This window comes from Metabacillus flavus, assembly GCF_018283675.1.
Lineage (GTDB): Bacteria > Bacillota > Bacilli > Bacillales > Bacillaceae > Metabacillus_B > Metabacillus_B flavus.
On the sequence record NZ_JAGVRK010000001.1, the window covers coordinates 1,177,673 to 1,196,210 of the forward strand.

Annotated in this window: 13 protein-coding genes; 8 read left to right on the forward strand and 5 right to left on the reverse strand. The window is 44.4% G+C overall.

All coding sequences use genetic code 11. The annotated features are described in order from the left end of the window. Positions 1-128 precede the first annotated feature (128 nt). The 3 genes from J9317_RS06120 to J9317_RS06130 all read left to right on the forward strand — a co-directional run bounded on the left by J9317_RS06120 (position 129) and on the right by J9317_RS06130 (position 2,638). Entirely contained in the window at positions 129-680 is a 552-nt protein-coding gene (locus tag J9317_RS06120; RefSeq protein ID WP_211557057.1) for a GNAT family N-acetyltransferase, read from the forward strand. A 215-nt stretch (positions 681-895) separates the two neighbouring features. Continuing rightward, positions 896-2,302 (forward strand): amino acid permease, encoded by a 1,407-nt coding sequence (locus J9317_RS06125; RefSeq protein ID WP_211557058.1) that lies wholly within the window; start codon positions 896-898, stop codon positions 2,300-2,302. Positions 2,303-2,377: 75 nt separating this feature from the next. Continuing rightward, positions 2,378-2,638: a hypothetical protein gene (locus tag J9317_RS06130; RefSeq protein ID WP_211557059.1), complete on the forward strand. Its 261-nt coding sequence runs from the start codon at positions 2,378-2,380 to the stop codon at positions 2,636-2,638. 100 nt (positions 2,639-2,738) lie between these two features. Here J9317_RS06130 and J9317_RS06135 read toward each other — a convergent pair whose 3' ends face one another. Both J9317_RS06135 and J9317_RS06140 read right to left on the reverse strand, forming a co-directional pair. Continuing rightward, positions 2,739-3,506 (reverse strand): alpha/beta hydrolase, encoded by a 768-nt coding sequence (locus tag J9317_RS06135; RefSeq protein WP_211557061.1) that lies wholly within the window; start codon positions 3,504-3,506, stop codon positions 2,739-2,741. 3 nt (positions 3,507-3,509) lie between these two features. After that, positions 3,510-5,267 (reverse strand): glycoside hydrolase family 13 protein, encoded by a 1,758-nt coding sequence (locus tag J9317_RS06140; RefSeq protein ID WP_211557063.1) that lies wholly within the window; start codon positions 5,265-5,267, stop codon positions 3,510-3,512. Positions 5,268-5,564: 297 nt separating this feature from the next. Here J9317_RS06140 and J9317_RS06145 point away from each other — a divergent pair, with 297 nt between their 5' ends. From J9317_RS06145 to J9317_RS06165, 5 genes are all read left to right on the forward strand, one after another. Continuing rightward, on the forward strand, positions 5,565-6,842 hold the full coding sequence (locus tag J9317_RS06145; protein WP_211557065.1) for a sugar ABC transporter substrate-binding protein: 1,278 nt from the start codon (positions 5,565-5,567) through the stop codon (positions 6,840-6,842). Between the two features lie 194 nt (positions 6,843-7,036). Further along, on the forward strand, positions 7,037-8,353 hold the full coding sequence (locus J9317_RS06150) for a carbohydrate ABC transporter permease (RefSeq protein WP_211557070.1): 1,317 nt from the start codon (positions 7,037-7,039) through the stop codon (positions 8,351-8,353). After that, a complete protein-coding gene (locus J9317_RS06155; protein ID WP_211557073.1) occupies positions 8,353-9,195 on the forward strand; it encodes a sugar ABC transporter permease in 843 nt (280 codons plus the stop codon). Before J9317_RS06150 ends, J9317_RS06155 begins: the two co-directional genes overlap by 1 nt. Before the next feature lie 94 nt (positions 9,196-9,289). After that, entirely contained in the window at positions 9,290-10,819 is a 1,530-nt protein-coding gene (locus tag J9317_RS06160) for an alpha-amylase family glycosyl hydrolase (RefSeq protein WP_211562160.1), read from the forward strand. Between the two features lie 122 nt (positions 10,820-10,941). Then, entirely contained in the window at positions 10,942-11,982 is a 1,041-nt protein-coding gene (locus tag J9317_RS06165) for a LacI family DNA-binding transcriptional regulator (protein ID WP_211557074.1), read from the forward strand. Positions 11,983-12,257: 275 nt separating this feature from the next. Here J9317_RS06165 and J9317_RS06170 read toward each other — a convergent pair whose 3' ends face one another. The 3 genes from J9317_RS06170 to J9317_RS06180 form a co-directional block, all read right to left on the reverse strand. Continuing rightward, complete coding sequence (locus tag J9317_RS06170; protein WP_211557076.1) at positions 12,258-13,127, reverse strand: SDR family oxidoreductase; 870 nt, start codon at positions 13,125-13,127, stop codon at positions 12,258-12,260. 111 nt (positions 13,128-13,238) lie between these two features. Then, positions 13,239-16,649 (reverse strand): methionine synthase, encoded by a 3,411-nt coding sequence (gene metH / locus J9317_RS06175; RefSeq protein WP_211557079.1) that lies wholly within the window; start codon positions 16,647-16,649, stop codon positions 13,239-13,241. Further along, positions 16,633-18,489: a bifunctional homocysteine S-methyltransferase/methylenetetrahydrofolate reductase gene (locus J9317_RS06180; protein ID WP_211557080.1), complete on the reverse strand. Its 1,857-nt coding sequence runs from the start codon at positions 18,487-18,489 to the stop codon at positions 16,633-16,635. The genes metH and J9317_RS06180 overlap by 17 nt, the downstream gene beginning before the upstream one ends. Between the last annotated feature and the right edge of the window lie 49 nt (positions 18,490-18,538).

Consider the following 18,538-nt stretch of genomic DNA (forward strand, 5'->3'; position numbering starts at 1 on the left):
AATATTACATCTCCCTTTTAAAAAGAATTACTCAATTAGTGTAGCAGGGAGATATCTCTAATCCAAATATTTTGATTTTAGAGGGAACATCGGGGAGGCTGGAGAAATAAAGGGGGAGGTGATGGATCATGATTGCTGCAGGGAAAAAAGTAAAGCTTAGCTGGATTGACGAACAGGATTATGAAGAGCTGTATCTTTTAAAATATGGGGAAGCGAATCCTGAATGGAAGAAGTGGGATGCACCGTATTTTCACCTTGAAAGAAAAACATTTGAGGTTTATAAACGGAAAATGGCTGAAAAGCCTGCAGGTATGGAAGCTAAAATAACAGCAGACATGCAGCTGATAGGAACTGTAGCATACTATTGGGAGTATGAGCCTTCAAATTGGCTGGAGGCTGGTATTGTTATCTATCATCCGGATTTCTGGAGCGGAGGGTACGGATCGGAAGCTTTAGCCCTTTGGATTGAACATTTATTTACATCAATGCCGATTCCAAGGGTCGGTATCACGACGTGGTCAGGCAACGAACGCATGATGCGCACCGCTGCCAAACAGGGGATGAAGCTAGAGGGCAGGATGAGAAAATGCAGACTGTATAATGGCGAATATTACGATTCCATTAGAATGGGTATATTAAGAGAGGAATGGGACGTCAGAAAAAGCAGAAGTCTTCCATAGGCTTCTTTTTTTCTATTATTCTGGAATAACCTTGCAAGGAAGGAGCATCACATCTTCAATTATCCATAAATGTCCAGATGGCGCACCTGAATGACTGAATAGAAATGGGGTTGAGTCTGTTTTTGGAAAAAAATAAATTTTCATATAATACTAAATAATGATAAAATAGGAGAGATTTATTTAGAATGTTATCGCTTACATAGAAGGAGGATCCCATGTCAGAACAGCGTCATGAACTAAAAAAAGAATTAAAAGACAGACATATTTTAATGATTGCCCTTGGAGGGGTAATCGGTACAGGATTATTCTTGAGTACCGGCTTTACAATTGGCGAGGCTGGTCCCGGTGGAGCTATTCTTGCTTACCTGATTGGCGGATTTGTCATGTACTTGACAATGCTTTGCCTTGGTGAATTGGCGGTTGCACTTCCCCATGTTGGATCCTATCAAAAATATGCAACAAAGTTTATATCACCCGGAGCAGGCTATGTAGTGGGATGGATGGGCTGGCTGAACTGGTCGGTCACCGTCGGTTTAGAATTGCTTACCGTGAGTATATTAATGAAACGGTGGTTTCCGGATGTTCCGGCATGGATTTGGTGCGTCGTATTTGCTGTGCTGCTATTTAGCATTAACGCCTTATCCTCAAAAAGCTTTGCAGAAGTAGAATTCTGGTTTGCAAGTATTAAAGTCATAACTGTTCTTGCATTTATTTTGTTAGGCGGAGCCGCTATGTTTGGATTGCTTCAGATGGGGGGCGGCAATCCTGCACCATTTTTCAGCAATTATACCGGCCAAGGGGGGCTCTTTCCGAACGGATTGACCGCCGTTTTAATCACCATGATCAGTGTTAACTTTGCCTTTCAGGGCACTGAGCTCGTGGGGATTGCAGCGGGAGAAAGTGAAAATCCAGAAAAAACGATCCCAAAAGCTATTAATAACACAGCATGGAGGATCTTGATATTCTTTATTCTTTCTGTTTTTGTATTGGCAGGACTGTTTCCGTGGAAAGAAGCAGGCGTTATGGAAAGCCCGTTTGTCGTTGTATTTGATAAAATCGGGATCCCATATGCTGCCGATATTATGAACTTTGTTATTATTACCGCTGTCTTATCAGTTGCAAATTCCGGATTATATGCCACATCACGTATGCTTTGGTCAATGTCCCAAGAAGGGATGATCAATAAAAGATTCGGGAAACTGAGTAAAAGAGGAGTTCCAATCAATGCTTTGATTGCAAGCATGGTAGTTGGCTGTCTATGCCTGCTATGCGGATTTTTTGCAGAAGATACGGTGTACTTGTGGCTGCTATCAATAGCAGGATTTGGAGCGGTATTTGTTTGGGCATCGATTGCGCTTTCCAATTACATGGGAAGAAAATCATTTTTAAAAAAAGGCGGGAATATTGAGGATTTAAAATTCAAAACCCCACTATATCCAATTGTTCCGCTGACAGCACTCGCAGCGAATGTTCTAGTCATGATCAGTCTTGCCTTTATCCCTGATCAAAGAATGGCTCTTTACTGCGGAATTCCTTTCTTAGTCGCCTGTGCATTATATTATCGTTTTTACGCAAAGGGCAAAATGGAGAGGAAAGGTTTCGGAGAAGGAGAAAATCTATAGAATAAAAGCCCTGATGGAAGAAGGTGCTTCTCTATCAATAAGATTCTATTGGCTGTATCCATAGCAGTAATCGGCTTGGCAATTTCACCGCGCCGGAGAAACAGCAAAAGCTTCGGACAAACTGTCTATAAGCCAACCGGAATACAAACGAAATTTACTCTTATCGATTTAGAAAAGCAGCAGGCTGCAGGAATAGGAACCTGCAAAGGGAAAAGGGTTCTTACGGTTCATGTTGACTTAATCGCGGACAAGGTAAAGACAAAAGAGCGGATTAGCAGAAAAATCGAACGAAAAGCTGGCGGGACGGATGCTTTGCTGAACTTTATTAGAATTTAAGCCGAATTTTTAATTATCAACCGCATTTCCGATCCAGAAGCATTTTACCGCTCAATATCATAAATAAAGGAAAAAGGACCCATCGTGGGTCCTTTTTCCTTTAATCAAACAAATACCCCAAAATCTTAGGAAGCCTTGCTCTCCAGGCAGATTCATGATGAATCCCGTCATGAATAAGCTCAAACCGGCAATCTCTTACTTTCCTCTTCATGATTTCATAAACCGGAATGCTTGAATCTATATAGGTTTGAGCGTTAATAATCGATGTTTCTTCAGCTGTTCCAACGTCCATATAAAATTTTTCTGCGGCGCTTAAATCGCTGCTGCGGATTTTTTCTTCCATCTCAGGCTGGTTAAACCAATAAGCAGAGGAGAGGGAAGCCGCTCTTTTGAAAATTTCCGGATACTCGCAAATGGCATAAGTTGTAATGTGACCGCCCATTGAGCTTCCCATCATGATGGATTCTTCCGGAATCGTTGGATAGTTCGCATCAATCATCGGCTTGAATTCTTCAGCTAAAAACCGAATATACTCCTTGCCTTCTCCACCCAGCTCTTCATCTAACTTAAACAGGCGCTGACCAAGACCAGGGCTGACCCACGGACCGTATTCATTAAACCGTCCAAAGCGTTCCTCATTGCAGTCGATTCCAGCTACGATGATCTCCAGACCTATTTCAGCGAGCACATCAGCCATTCCCCATGACACACCATACCCTGCATCCTCATCCCGGAACAGATTTTGCCCGTCATGCATATACAGCACAGGATAACTTTTACCGGATGTCTTGCAGTCATCAGGCAAATACATACGAACCTTTCTTTTTCTATTAAAGGGAGTGAGGGTAATTTCAAATGTTTCGAGCATCACTTATCCCTCCTTGCTGAATAAGAAAAATTGAGTGCTCATCGGTTCTGCATGGATGGAATCGGCCGTCAGCGCTGTGCCTTTCAGCAGATCCTCAGCTTCTTTTCCTGCAAGTTCAGCAGGGAATGAAATGGCTAAAGGAACTTCGGATTGATTGACAACTGCAGCCAGAAGCTGCTTGTCATTTTCCTTCGCGTAAATCAGTGTATTATCTTCACTTTTTGCTTGCAAAATCCTAAATTCACCATCATTCGCAAAAAGAGGATAGGTTTTGCGGAGCTCAAGCAATTTTTTTACAAAACGATGCAGCTCTCTGTCCTGTTCATTCTCATCCCACACCATGCATGCGCGGCAGCCGGGATCGTTCCCGCCGGCCATGCCGATTTCATCTCCATAGTAGATACATGGAGACCCCCCGAAGCTAAGCTGAAAAGCGAAAAGCTGCTTAACTCGGTCCTTGCTTTCGCCGGCCAAAGTTAGAATGCGGTCTGTGTCATGGCTGCCAAGCAGATTAAAGGCAACTTCGTTTATATTTTTAGGATAAGCATGCAGTCCGTTCACGATGACGGATGCAAATTCTTCAGCACGTATTTTGCCTTTAGCAAAGAAATTCAGGGCACCGTTTGTAAACGGGTAGTTCATCACGGCGTCAAACTGGTCTCCTAAAAGCCACGGCATGCTGTCGTGCCAGATTTCTCCTAATATATAGACATCTTCTTTCACTTCTTTTACAGCTGTTCTGAAGTCTCTCCAAAATGCATGATCTACTTCATTGGCAACATCTAAGCGCCAGCCGTCAATATCAAATTCTTTAATCCAATATTGGCCGACATCAAGTAAATATTTTTTCACGTCCGGATGCTGGGTGTTCAGCTTCGGCATGCTCTTTTCATAAGCGAATGTATCATAGCCTGGAGGATTCTCCTTGATCGGAAGCTCATATATATGGAACCAATCTTTAAACTGAGAAGCCTCGCCTTTTTCTATGACATCCTGGAAGGGGCCGAATAAATAGCCGCTGTGATTGAAAACTGCGTCCAGCATCACTTTGATTCCTTTTGCGTGAGCTTCCTTCACGAGACGGCGGAACGTTTCTTTGTCACCAAATTGGGGGTCAATCTCCATATAATCAATCGTATCGTATTTATGATTCGAGAAGGCTCTAAAAATAGGAGTGAAGTAAATGCCGGTAATACCAAGGTCCTTTAAATAATCAAGATGCTCAATGACCCCTTCAAAATCTCCTCCAAAAAAATTGGAAGGAGTCGGGTCCGCGCTGCCCCAGGGAAGAGCACCTTCCGGATCGATATTCGGATTGCCGTTGCCAAACCGTTCAGGGAATATTTGATACCAAACCGTATCCTTTACCCAATCAGGTGCTTTAAAGCGGTCTGCTGCATGCAAATACGGGAAACAAAAGAAGTTTGCAATATCCTCTAACGGAGCTTCTTCAAAGAATCCTTTTTCAGCATAAATTAATTTTTCGGCACCAGAAACAATTTCAAATCCATATCGCATGCGGCGGAAGGGTGGCTGAACGGCAATAAACCAGTAATCGAACAGCTGATCACTCCCCGACTTTTCCATTGGGCTTAAAGAAGCAATCCATTTTCCGTCTTTCCAGTCATAAGGATCTCCGTGTATTAGTCTGACTGCTTCTGCATCGTCTTTTTTAGTCCGCATCCGGATATGTAAGGTTTGATCATCATAAATGTAGGCAAATTCATTTTTGGGCCGGTGATAGATGGCTTCTTTTAGCATAAAAGACTCACTCCTATATTCATAGAACGCAAACGTTTGCATTCATTTAAGATATTTAAAGAGTAGGTGAAAGCGTTATTAAAGTCAATGATGCGATTTTTTCAAAATGTGCAAAAATATCAAAAAAAATGCTTGTCAAAACACAAATAGGCGCTATAATAAGATTTAGGTTGTGCAATCGTTTTCACAGAAATGCAAGCGCTTAAGTGAAAGCGTTATATTTTGAACAGTCCGTGCAAACGCTTGTACATACTGCTACTACTTTTTTACTAGACAACAATATTAGGAGGGGTCAGAATGAAGAAAGTCATGTCCTTATTCATGATGGTAATTCTTCTTATCGGCGTATTGGCTGCATGCGGACCAGACGCGAAAAAGGGAGCATCAACTGATGGAAGTAACGAGAAATCCGGAGAAGCAGCAAAACCGGAAAAACTAATTGTTTGGGAAGATAAAGATAAATCCAAATGGCTAGAAAAAGCCGCTGCTGACTTTGAAAAAGAAAACGGTATCAAAATTGAGTTTAAAGAAGTTGAAATGGCAACAAAAATGCGTGATCAGCTTCGTCTTGACGGACCGGCTGGAACAGGTCCGGACGTAGTAACACTTCCGCATGACCAAATCGGCCAGGTTGCAATCGAAGGTCTGATTGCAGAACTTAAAGTTGACAAAGCAGTAACAGATACATTCACTGAATCTTCAATTGAATCTCAAACATACGACGGCAAGCTATACGGACTTCCAAAGTCTACTGAAACGCCTGTCCTTATTTATAACAAAGCTCTAGCAACAGAAGTTCCAGCTACAATGGAAGATCTTCAAGCAAAAGCAAAAGAACTTACAACTGGCGGCAAATACGGCTTCCTTGCTCTATTCGATAACTTCTACTTTGCAAACGCTGTTATCGGCGGTATGGGCGGCTATGTATTCGGTGATGAAGGCGGCAAGCCAAATCCGAAAGATCTTGGACTTAACAATGATGGCGCTGTCAAAGGTGCAGAATTCATTCAAACTTTCTACAAAGACGGTCTTTTCCCTAAAGGAATCATCGGTGAAAACGGCGGATCTGCTATGGACGGACTTTTCAATGAAGGCAAAGCAGCTTACGTTATGAACGGACCATGGGCTTTCCAATCTTATAAAGATGCTGGAATTGATATTGGTGTAGCACCGCTTCCTAAATTCGCAAACGGCGAAGCAATGAAAACATTCGTTGGAGTTAAAGGATGGCATGTAAGTGCATTCTCTAAAAACCAGGAATGGGCAACTAAATTTGTTGAGTATGTAACAAGCGAAGACGTTGCAAAAGCACGTTATGAGCAAACATTTGAAATTCCACCGGTAAAAGCTCTTGCTGAGGATCCAATCATTGCTGAAAATCCGGAAGCAAAAGCAGTAGCAGAACAATCTGCTGTAGGTATCCCAATGCCGAACATCCCTGAAATGGGTGAAGTATGGAAGCCTATGGCTGACAACCTTCAAACACTTGTAACAGGCAAAACAGAGCCTAAAGCTTCTCTTGATGCTGCAACAAAAGCAATCGAGCAGAACATTACAGCTAACCACTCTAAATAAGAACTACCTGTGAAGTAGTACCTCTAATAAGGGGTACTGCTTCCTTTCCTAAAAAGGATATTGAAAGCGGAGCAGGCTTTTAAGAAGCGGTAAATCAGCAAGGATTACTGTTTCCTAAGAGCCTGGCTCTTCCAAAGAATGATCAGTCAGCAGCAGGCAACCGTGTTCTGCTAGAAAGAAAGGGGAATACCGACATGGCAGATTTAGCTTACAAGCCAAACCAAGAACCAGCAGAGCTCGTTCATCAGTCCAGCCACAGAAAAAAAGCAGCAGCCCTTTCCATCATCCCTGGATTAGGTCAAGTTTATAACAAGCAATATGTGAAAGCGGCAGCGTTCCTGGTGATTGCGGCATCCTTCCTATTTGTGACATGGGATATGCTCGACATTGGAGTATGGGGCCTCATGACCCTTGGAACGGAAACACCGAGAGATCATTCTATTTTCCTGTTAGTCTACGGAATCATCGCTCTTTTTATCTTAGCGTTTGGATTAGCATTTTATTTTATCAATATACGCGATGCTTATAAAAATGGAGAGAAGAGGGACCTGAATATTCCTTTAAGCTCCATTAAAGAACAGTATAGAAATCTTGTAGATAACGGATTTCCATATTTAATTATGACACCCGGCTTTATGCTTCTCGCCTTTGTGGTCATTCTGCCGATCATTTTCATCGTTCTGCTTTCCTTTACAAACTATGATCTTTACCACTCTCCGCCCGCTAAGCTTGTAGACTGGGTTGGATTCCAGAACTTTGTCGATATTTTCAAAATTGATATTTGGCGTCAGACCTTCTTCTCCGTATTTGCATGGACGATTGTCTGGACTTTCGGTGCAACCACATTGCAAGTAGCGCTCGGTATTTTCCTCGCTATTCTTGTAAACCAAAAGGATTTAAAAGGAAAAGCAATTATCCGTACTGTTTTCATTTTGCCTTGGGCAGTACCATCATTCGTTTCAATCCTAATCTTTGCAGGCCTGTTCAATGAGTCATTCGGAGCAATCAATGTAGATATCCTATCAATGTTTGGAATCGATCCCATTCCTTGGATGACAGAGCCGATGTACGCAAGAATCGCTCTGATCTTCATTCAGTGCTGGCTTGGATTCCCATTCATCTTCGCTATGACGACAGGGGTTCTTCAATCCATACCGGATGAGCTTTATGAAGCAGCAACAGTAGATGGAGCCAACACTTGGCAGAAGTTCAAAGGCATTACACTTCCGCTTGTGTTATTCTCAACGGCACCAATCATCATCACTCAATACACGTTTAACTTTAATAACTTTAACGTAATCTATCTATTCAATGGCGGGGGACCTGCAGTAGCTGAACAAAATGCGGGATCAACCGATATCCTGATTTCATGGATCTACCGCTTGACGATGTCATCTGCCCAGTATTCAAAAGCAGCTGCTATTACTTTAATGCTTTCAGCCATTGTAATAATTGTAGCCATCTGGCAATTTAGAAGAACGAAATCATTCCAAGAGGAGGATATGATGTAATGAGCTCAAAACAGCAGAAATTAGTCAGATTAACATTATCCTACCTCGTCATCCTGTTTATGTTTGCGGTCATTCTTTATCCTGTAGCTTGGGTAGTTGGTTCTTCCTTCAACCCGGGTAACAGCTTATCGGGGTCAACGATTATCCCGAAAAATCCTTCTTTGAAACATTATCAATTCCTGTTTGATATAAAAGAGAGCAACTATTTGTTTTGGTACTGGAACTCATTGAAAATCAGCGTGCTCACTATGCTTTTGACGCTCATTATGGTTTCCTTAACTGCCTATTCTTTTTCCCGCTACCGCTTCGTCGGCCGGAAAAATGGATTAATGACGTTCCTTATTCTTCAAATGATTCCAAACTTCGCAGCACTTATTGCGATTTACGTGCTTGCTCTTGTTACAGGACTTCTTGATTCCCACTTTGGTTTAATTCTTGTGTATGTGGGCGGTCAAATTCCGATGAATACGTATTTGATGAAGGGATATCTTGATACAATCCCGAAAGAATTAGATGAGTCAGCAAGAATGGACGGCGCTGGCCACCTTCGGATCTTCTTCCAGATTGTCATGCCGCTTGCAAAGCCAATCATAGCGGTTGTCGGATTATTCTCATTCATCGCACCGCTGACAGATTTTATTATTGCGAGCGTGCTGCTTCGTTCAGAGAAAAACTTTACATTGGCAGTCGGACTTTATGACATGGTTGCAAAGCAATTTGGAGCAGAATTCACAAAGTTCGCAGCAGGTTCTGTGTTAATTGCCGTACCAATCGCCATTCTGTTCCTGTCATTGCAAAGATTTTTCGTTTCCGGACTTACAGCTGGAGGAACAAAAGGATAAGCATTTAAAGAAAGGTTCGGAGAAAAGGGCGCAGGCCCGTGCTTTCCCCGAGCCTTTTTTTGAAGAAAAAACAAAGGGGTAAGGCATGTTTATGATGAAAAAGCAGATAATTCTATGCTTCGCACTGCTGCTGATTCTGCCGTTTCAAACGGTTTCTGCGGCAGACAGCAATGCTTCAGGCTGGCAGGATGAACGGATTTATTTTCTCATGGTAGACCGGTTTGCAAATGGAGATCCGGCAAATGATCTCGACGCGGACCGCAGTAATCCATCTGCCTATCATGGGGGAGACTTTAAAGGAATTACAAATAAACTCGACTATTTGAAAGAGATGGGGTTTACGGCTATCTGGCTCACTCCTGTGTTTGAGAACGAAGGACAGGGCTACCACGGCTACTGGATTTCTGATTTCAGAAACACGGAAGAGCATTTCGGAACGATGGAAGAGTTTAAAACCCTTGTGAAGGAAGCCCATAAAAGGGACATAAAGGTTTTGCTCGATTTTGTCGTCAACCATACAGGCTATCAGCATGAATGGCTAAACGATCCGAAAAAGAAAAACTGGTTCCATGAAAAACAGGAACTAACCAACTGGGAAAGCCAGAAGGATCTCGAAAACAATTGGCTCTATGGGCTTCCGGATTTAAATCAGGAAAATCCCGAAACGAGAAAGTACCTTCTTGATACGGCAAAATGGTGGATAAATGAGACAGACATTGATGGATACCGACTGGACACGGTCCGCCACGTACCAAAAGACTTTTGGACTGATTTTGCGGAAGAGGTGAAATCAGTAAAAAAGGATTTCTTCCTGCTCGGTGAGGTATGGTCGGATGATCCAGCCTATTTAGCAGAATATGAAAAGACAGGGATTGATTCATTCGTTGACTATCCGTTCTACGAAGAAGCCTCTGAAATTTTCTCGAAATCCGGTCAATCAGCAGCTCCTCTAATTGATGTATGGAAACGGAATGAGCATTATTATCAATCTCCCTATCTGCTCGGTACCTTCCTCGACAATCATGATAACATTCGATTTACGAGAAAAGCGCTGATTAATCAGGAACCCCCAGGCGTCAGATGGAAGCTTGGACTAACTTATTTGTTCACAGCACCAGGGATACCAATCGTTTATTACGGCAGTGAAATTGCCCTTGACGGAGCAGCGGATCCGGACAATCGCAGAATGATGGATTTCAGGGCAGATAAAGAACTGATAACGTATATAACGAAGCTAAACAGCATCCGCGGTCATGAATCTGCACTCTTAAAAGGAAACATGGAAAAACTGTATGATGATAAGGGGCTGACAGTCTTCAAACGTTCCTACAAGGGAGACACCGTTGTTGTAGCCATTAACAATTCAGACAAAACAGGTAAGGCAACTCTCTCAGCAGATGTTCTGGCAAAAGGGAAAGAGCTGAATGGATATCTGACTGGTGAAGCGGTGAAGGAATCAGACGGCGGATACGAGCTTGTCCTTGATCGAGAGACATCCGAAATTTATAAGCTTGAGGAGAAATCGGGTCCTCATTGGGGATTAATCAGTGCAACTGTATTTGTACCAGTCCTGTTTGCTGGATTTATTTATGGGGCAGGCAGAAGAAGAAAGGCAAATTCATAAGCGCTTTTGTTTCTCTGGGCTGAATATGATATAACAAAATGATAGAGTCATGTACGGAACAATAGAATGTAAGCATTTTCTTTTTGTTGAAATGGATTGGGTGGGAGAGAGGAAGTGGGAAAATGGCGACAATTAAAGACGTGGCAAAACTGGCAAAAGTGGCGCCATCTACAGTGTCGAGGGTCATTGCGAACAACCCTCGCATCAGTGACCGAACGAAAGAACGCGTACGCGAGGCAATGAAAAACCTTGGGTATCATCCGAATTTTATTGCAAGAAGCCTTGCAAATCAGTCTACGCAGGCAATTGGCATCGTGCTGCCAAGCTCTGCAGACAAAGCATTTCAAAATCCATTTTTTCCGGAAGTCATCAGAGGAATAAGCAAAGCTGCTCATCAAAAGCAGTATGCCCTATATATGTCAACAGGTGAAACAGAAGAAGAAATATATGAAGGCGTTGTCCATATGGTTGAAGGGAAAAGAGTAGATGGAATTGTTCTGCTTTATTCCAGCGTCAATGATAAGCTCACTCATTTTCTCAGGAAAAAAGAGTTTCCTTTCGTTATAGTCGGCAAGCCCTTCAAGGATGTCAATGAAATCACCCATGTTGATAATGACAACTATCGTGCTTCTAAAGAAGTAACCGAGCACTTAATTGAGATAGGCCATGAGCAAATTGCCTTTATCGGAGGAGATTTGAACCTGGTGGTCACCATTGATCGCTTGCTGGGCTATGAAAAAGCCGTTCGAAACGCCGGACTGCCATATAAAGATGAATACATTGTCCACGAGGAATTTCTGAAAGAAGGCGGACAGGAAGCGGTTAAGGAGCTGTTCGGACTGAACGAACCGCCAACAGCCCTGGTCGTGGCCGATGACCTCATGGCAGTCGGCGTCCTGAAAATGCTTTTCAAAATGGGAATCCGCGTACCTGAAGATGTATCCGTCGTCTCATTCAATAACATCATGATGGCCGAGCTGTCGCAGCCGCCGCTTACTACCGTAGACATTAACATCTTCCAGCTCGGGTGCGAATCAGCAAGAAGCATCATTCAAACGATTGAGCATCCGATGGAACCGGCAAGACGAATTATCATTCCGCATAAAGTCATCAAACGCCAATCCTGTAAAGCCAAGGATACGGCAGAATTGAAGGAAGCTTAATAAGGAAAAGCCCGCTGCAGTTATAGTACAGCGGGCTTATTGTGTGCGCACTCAGAAGCAGGAGATTGACTGGGTACATACAGGGTAACTAATGGGGAGAAACAGACAAACAATGGAACGGACAAATTCTGGTCTTGATCGGCTAAAAAAGGGGGAGAAACAGCTAAAATGTAAAGCAGAACGGCTAGATTAAATGCACGGCCGGACAAATAAATTAAGATTCCAGGCAACAAAAAATTCTCCCGCTGCTCAGAGCGGAAGAATTTTCTAAGTTTTTATCCGTTTACAACTTTCCCGCCATTTACATGCAGGACTTGTCCCGTTACATAAGTAGAGTCTGCGCTTGCAAGGTATACATAGCTTGGTGCCAATTCTTCAGGCTGTCCTGGTCTTTGCATTGGAGTATCCGCACCGAACTCGGCAACTTTATCTTCCGGGAAAGTGGATGGAATCAGCGGCGTCCATATTGGACCCGGTGCAACGCCGTTCACGCGGATCCCTTTTTTTATCAGGTTACCTGATAAGGATCGGGTAAAGGAAGTGATGGCCCCTTTAGTTGCGGAATAGTCGATTAGCCCTGGGGAGCCGGCATATGCTGTAATCGATGTTGTATTTATGATGGAGCTGCCTTCCTTCAGATGCGGAAGGGCTGCCTTTGTTAGATGAAACATAGAGAAAATGTTTGTTTTGAAGGTCCGCTCAAGCTGCCCGGCTGTAATGTCTTCGAAGTTTTCCTGTGGATGCTGTTCTGCTGCATTGTTTACGAGAATATCGAGTTTGCCGAACTTGACGATTGTCTCTCGGACAACCTGTTTGCAAAACCCTTCATCGCCTATATCTCCGGCAATCAGAAAGCAGCTGCGGCCTTCTTTCTCCACTAATCGCTTCGTTTCGGATGCATCATCATGTTCATTTAAGTAAGCGATGGTGACGTCAGCGCCTTCTCTTGCAAAAAAGACGGCCACGGCGCGTCCGATTCCGCTGTCTCCGCCAGTAATAATAGCTGTTTTTCCTTCCAGCTTCCCGCTGCCTTTATAGAAATCACCTGCAAATTTGGGTGCTGGATTCATCAAGGTTTCCTGCCCCGGCTGTACATCCTGTTCCTGTGCCGGCATCGTTTGCTTTTGTTCATTTTGTCCGCTCATATTTTCCACTCCTGACTTATCATTAATTCGCTCATACTTGATGATTCCCCAAGAATGGAAAATAAAACATACTAGGACTGACAAAAACAGAACCGGCAAATGCCGGCTCTGTTACATCACATTGAAATATCTTGCATCGGGATGGGAGACGACGATCGCTGAAACGGACGCTTCCGGTTCCATCATAAATCCGTCTGTCAACTCTATGCCTATCGTTTCAGGGCGTATCAGTCTGAATAGTTTAGCCTGATCATCTAGATCCGGGCAGGCAGGATAGCCGAATGAGTAGCGCTGTCCCTGATACTTGGCGGAGAACCGCTGATCCATTGTAAAGTCCGTTGCGTCCGGGAACCCCCATCGGTCACGGATGAGCTGATGAGTGCGCTCAGCGAGGCCCTCTGCCATTTCAAGCGCCAGTGCCTGGACCGCATGGCTCTTCAGGTAATCACCCTGTTCTTTAAAGCGATTTGCTGCTTCGCGAACATTTCGTCCCGCTGTAACGGCAAAGAAGGATACATAATCCTCACCCTCGCTTTCTTCGCGGACGTAGTCCGATATACAGCGGTTTGGAAGCTTGGCCTGACGCGGGAAATCAAAGGTTTCGAGCGGAGCGCCGACTCCTTCAGAAAAAATGTGGAGCTTGTTGCCTTCGCTTTGAGCCCTGAAAAACTGGTACACAAATGCGGGTTCAAACCAATTTTCTTTTTTTCCCTGAACAATCAGGTCTTCAATCAGCTGCTTCAGCGCCAGCGTTTTTTCATCTTTACTCGCAATAAGTTCTTTAATCTTTCCTTTTACCCCCAGATGGTGGCCAAGGAGCATCTGCATGTTAATGTACGGCAGGATATGCTCAAGACTGATGGATTTTACCACATGCCGTTTACAGTCGGCCGGCTTGAGAAGCTCCGCCGCCGTAATGGTTTTTCTTTTTTCCAGAAGTGTTGCCACTGCGGAGGATGGCTCTCTTGTAACCGTAATGGTTTCCGGAATTTCTTTTTTAACAAATTGAGCAGGGTCTTGTCTCAGTCTGTTAGCCAGAGAGAGGCCATCCATGGCATCTTTTGCATACAGCACGGTACCTTGATATTCAGGAGAAATTTTATAATCTGTGAATTTTCTTGATAGAGCCGCACCACCGACCATAATCGGAGTTTCAATTTCAGCCTGCTTTAAATCCTGTGCCGTCAAAACCATTTGCTGGGCTGATTTAACAAGAAGGCCGGACAATCCGATTACATCTGGTTTTTCCCTGCGGACGGCTTCGATGATTTCCTGCGGTGTGACTTTGATACCGAGATCGACAACTCGAAACCCGTTATTGCTTAAAATAATCTCCACTAGATTTTTGCCGATATCATGAACATCGCCTTTTACGGTGGCCAGCAGGATTTTTCCTTTCCCGCTGTCATCCTTGATTTCCATATGCGGCTCAAGGTAGGAGACGGACGTCTTCATAACCTCTGCACTTTGCAGAACCTCGGCGACAATGAGCTGATTCGTGTTAAACAGCACGCCAACCTCCGCCATTCCATCCATTAGCGGGCCGTTAATAATATCAAGTGGGTCCGGATATTTCTGAAGAGCTTTTTCCAAATCCGGAATCAGTCCTTCTTTTGTTCCTTCTACTACATAAGTTGCAAGCCGCTCTTCAAGTGTCAGTGTTTCAGCCGGTTTTTTGACCGTTTTTTTCTTTTCTCTGTAAAAATTTGTGAACAAAGCCAGGTTTTCATCGGTTGTATGGAAAAGCAGGTCTTCAGCCATTTTAATTTCCTCTGCCGGAATGCTTGCGAAACGCTCCAGTTTTTCTGTATTCACGATCGCGTAGTCGAGACCTGCCTTTGTACAGTAATACAGGTAGACGGCGTTTAATATTTCTCTTCCGACCGGAGGGAGACCGAAAGATACGTTGCTGACACCTAGGATGGTCAAACAATCAGGCAATTCTTTTTTTATCAGTTCAAGGCCCTTAACTGTCTCAGCAGCTGAGCCGATGTATTGTTCATCCCCTGTTCCAACTGGGAAAACAAGCGGATCGAAAATGATGTCAGAGGATTTCAATCCATGCTTGTTCACTAGCAGGTCGTGAGAACGTTTGGCGATTTCAAGTTTCTTTTCTGCTGTTGTAGCCATGCCAATCTCATCAATTGTACCAACTACAATGGCAGCGCCGTATTTTTTAACGAGAGGAAGGACGGCTTCAAACCGTTCCTCTCCATCCTCAAGATTGATGGAGTTAATGATGGCTTTCCCCTGTGAATATTTCAAAGCCGTCTCAATGACGATATGATCGGTTGAATCGATTACGAGCGGCACTTTAACCTTCTTCGTGATTTCCTGGATAAACTGCTCCATATCCTCGTTTTCTTCCCTGTCCGGATCAGCGAGACAAATATCAATGACGTGGGCTCCATTTTTTACTTGAAGACGGGCAATTTCAGCGGCCTCTTCAAATTTCTGTTCGGAGATGAGGCGCTTAAATTTACGTGAACCGATCACATTTGTTCGTTCTCCAACAAACAGCGGTCTCATGGAATCGTCATAAACGAGCGGCTCAATCCCGGAAACGGTATGCTGCTTAAGCTGCTCCCTTACTGGACGAGGCGGAAGGTCTTTAACGGCTTCAGCTAATGCTTCAATATGTGCGGGGGTTGTTCCGCAGCAGCCTCCGACAATGTTCAGCCAGCCTTTTTCCGCAAATCCCCTGATTTTAGCTGCAAGGGTGGAAGGGGATTCGTGATAATTGCCTTCTTCATCAGGAAGCCCGGCGTTTGGGTAACAGCTGACCGCCGTTCCCGCCATATCCGAGAGAGTACGAATGTGATCGGTCATGAATTCCGGTCCTGTTGCACAGTTCAGACCGACAGAGATTGGATTCATGTGCTCTAATGAGATATAGAAGGAATCGATTGTCTGGCCGGCAAGCGTGGTACCCATTGGTTCGATGGTTCCGGATACCATCAGCGGAATCTCCTTGCCTGTTTTCGCAAAGGCTTCTTTAATTCCAAGAAAGCCCGCTTTCACATTGAGCATATCCTGGCTCGTTTCAAGCAAAAGCAAATCTGAGCCGCCGTCAATCAGTCCCCGCGCCTGTTCTTCATAATTGTCGATTAACCGGTCAAACGTCGTGCCTCCTGTGACGGATAATGTTTTGGTCGTCGGTCCCATGGAGCCGGCGACATACCGCGGACGCTCATCTGTCGAAAAAGCTTCCGCAGCCTGTTTGGCAAGCTGTGCCCCCTTGAAATTGATTTCATAGGCAAGGTGCCCGAGCTCGTATTCATCTAAAACAATGGCGGTTCCGCCGAAGGTATTCGTTTCAATAATATCGGCCCCAGCCTGCAAATACGTTTCATGGATTCGGGAAATGACGTCAGGCATGGTTAAGGTCAAATATTCATTACACCCGTCATAAGCCTCTCCGCCAAAATCATCTGCCGTTAAATTAGCGTCTTGAATCATCGTTCCCATTGCGCCGTCTAGTACTAGAATTCTTTTTGCGATTTGTTCACGAATGCTGGACATGTGAAAACTCCCTTTCTGAACGCTGCTTCTCTTTTTCCCGGATGTACTCTGCCAGTTCGACTGAGTATTCGTATTTTAAAAACGGCGTAATCAGATAAATGCCGTTAAATAAGTCAAATGCCGCATCAATCAGGTCTTTTGCAATCGCAATGCCTTCTTTTTTTGATTGAATAGGATCCCCGCCCGCTTTTGCCATCGTTTCACGAATGCTGTCAGAAAGCTTGATGCCTGGGATTTCATGATGAATAAATTCTGCGTTCCGGCTGCTTGTCAGCGGCATGATGCCGATATACAGCGGTGCAGTCAGATGCTTGACCGCTTCATGCACCTCTTCCATCTGCTGGATGGAATAAATCGGCTGAGAGATAAAATAATCCGCTCCGCAGGCAATTTTTTTCTCCAGGCGTTCGGCCGCTTTATTTAAATGCCGGACATTTGGATTGAATGCTCCTGCCACAGTGAAATTCGTTTTGCCGCCAAGTGCTTTTCCTGAGTAGGATAACCCTTCATTGAACTGCTTGATCAGTGAAATCAAGTCGAAGGAGGACAGGTCATACACGGAGGTAGCACCTGGGAAATCGCCAATTTTAGAGGGATCACCTGTAATCGCCAGCACGTCCGTCAATCCAAGGGAATGAAGTCCCATTAGATGAGATTGAAGGCCAATCAAATTCCGGTCGCGGCAGGTGAGGTGAATAAGCGGCCTCATATCATGTTTTTCCTTCAGCTGGGTTCCGACAGCTGCATTGCTTACTCTCGGTGAAGCGAGAGAGTTGTCAGCAAGCGTGATGCTGTCAATACCGGTCTTTTTCAGTTCTTCGGCCCCTTTAAAAAACTTTTCCAAACCGAGCGTTTTTGGGGGATCCAGTTCGACAATAACGGACCTGCGCTCCTTAACAATTTGGTGGAGCGGGGGATAGGCAGGCTCGAGCCGTTCATGAACGGTGACGGGCTTTCGCTGCTTTACGGATTTTTCCTTGATTGGTGCAAGTCCTCTTAATGCATCAGCCATTGCCTTTATGTGTTTAGGCGTCGTCCCGCAGCAGCCGCCGATCAGCCTGGCACCTTGATTGCGGAAGGCTAGGGCGCTCTCTGCAAAGTACCCTTCATCCGATTCATACACAAGTCTTCCTTCTTCAACAGATGGAAGACTGCCATTTGGATAGACAGAGAGAAATGCTTTTTCAAGCAGCGGAACCTCTTCAAGCGATTCGAGCATGTGATACGGGCCAAGCCGGCAGTTCAGGCCGACAACATCTGCGCCGAGTGCTTCTAAGTCCTTTAAGCCTTTTTCAAGAGGTGTCCCATCCTGCAGCACACCGGTTTCATGCAGCGACACATTGGCGACAATCGGCTTATTGGTTTCTTTTCTCGCTATCTCAAGAATTGTTTTCAGCTCTTCCAAATCGTAAAATGTTTCGAGCAGAAGTCCATCGATGTCTTCATTAAGGAGTACATAAAGCTGCTCGCGGAAGCTGCGTTTCAGCTCATCCAGCGTGTGAGAGCTTTTTTTGAAAGCACGGACTCCGCCCATTGTGGCAAGAACATAAGCCTGGCTGCCTGCAGCTTTTCTCGCAAGCCGTGCCGCTTTCGAATTGATAGCCCGGATATCATCTTCCAGTCCATAGCGGGACAGTTTAATATGATTTCCGCCATATGTGTTCGTTTGAATAACCCGTGCACCAGCGTTAATGTATGCCTCATGAATGCTCTGGACCTGATCAGGGTTTGACAGATTCAACTCTTCAAAACATCGGTCAATGCCATGGGAGTATAAAAGTGTCCCCATTGCCCCGTCTGCTATTAAAATTTCATTTTGTAAATCTTCTAGAAAGCCCACCTGCTGATCCCCCCTCTAAAAAATAAAAAGCCTTCTTGTAGAAGAAGGC

Bases quoted from the DNA above. Each gene is read 5' to 3' on its own strand.
- J9317_RS06120 (WP_211557057.1), top strand. From the start codon at position 129: ATGATTGCTGCAGGGAAAAAAGTAAAGCTTAGCTGGATTGACGAACAG.
- J9317_RS06125 (WP_211557058.1), top strand. From the start codon at position 896: ATGTCAGAACAGCGTCATGAACTAAAAAAAGAATTAAAAGACAGACAT.
- J9317_RS06135 (WP_211557061.1), bottom strand. From the start codon at position 3,506: ATGCTCGAAACATTTGAAATTACCCTCACTCCCTTTAATAGAAAAAGA.
- J9317_RS06140 (WP_211557063.1), bottom strand. From the start codon at position 5,267: ATGCTAAAAGAAGCCATCTATCACCGGCCCAAAAATGAATTTGCCTAC.
- J9317_RS06145 (WP_211557065.1), top strand. From the start codon at position 5,565: ATGAAGAAAGTCATGTCCTTATTCATGATGGTAATTCTTCTTATCGGC.
- J9317_RS06150 (WP_211557070.1), top strand. From the start codon at position 7,037: ATGGCAGATTTAGCTTACAAGCCAAACCAAGAACCAGCAGAGCTCGTT.
- J9317_RS06155 (WP_211557073.1), top strand. From the start codon at position 8,353: ATGAGCTCAAAACAGCAGAAATTAGTCAGATTAACATTATCCTACCTC.
- J9317_RS06160 (WP_211562160.1), top strand. From the start codon at position 9,290: ATGAAAAAGCAGATAATTCTATGCTTCGCACTGCTGCTGATTCTGCCG.
- J9317_RS06165 (WP_211557074.1), top strand. From the start codon at position 10,942: ATGGCGACAATTAAAGACGTGGCAAAACTGGCAAAAGTGGCGCCATCT.
- J9317_RS06170 (WP_211557076.1), bottom strand. From the start codon at position 13,127: ATGAGCGGACAAAATGAACAAAAGCAAACGATGCCGGCACAGGAACAG.
- metH (WP_211557079.1), bottom strand. From the start codon at position 16,649: ATGTCCAGCATTCGTGAACAAATCGCAAAAAGAATTCTAGTACTAGAC.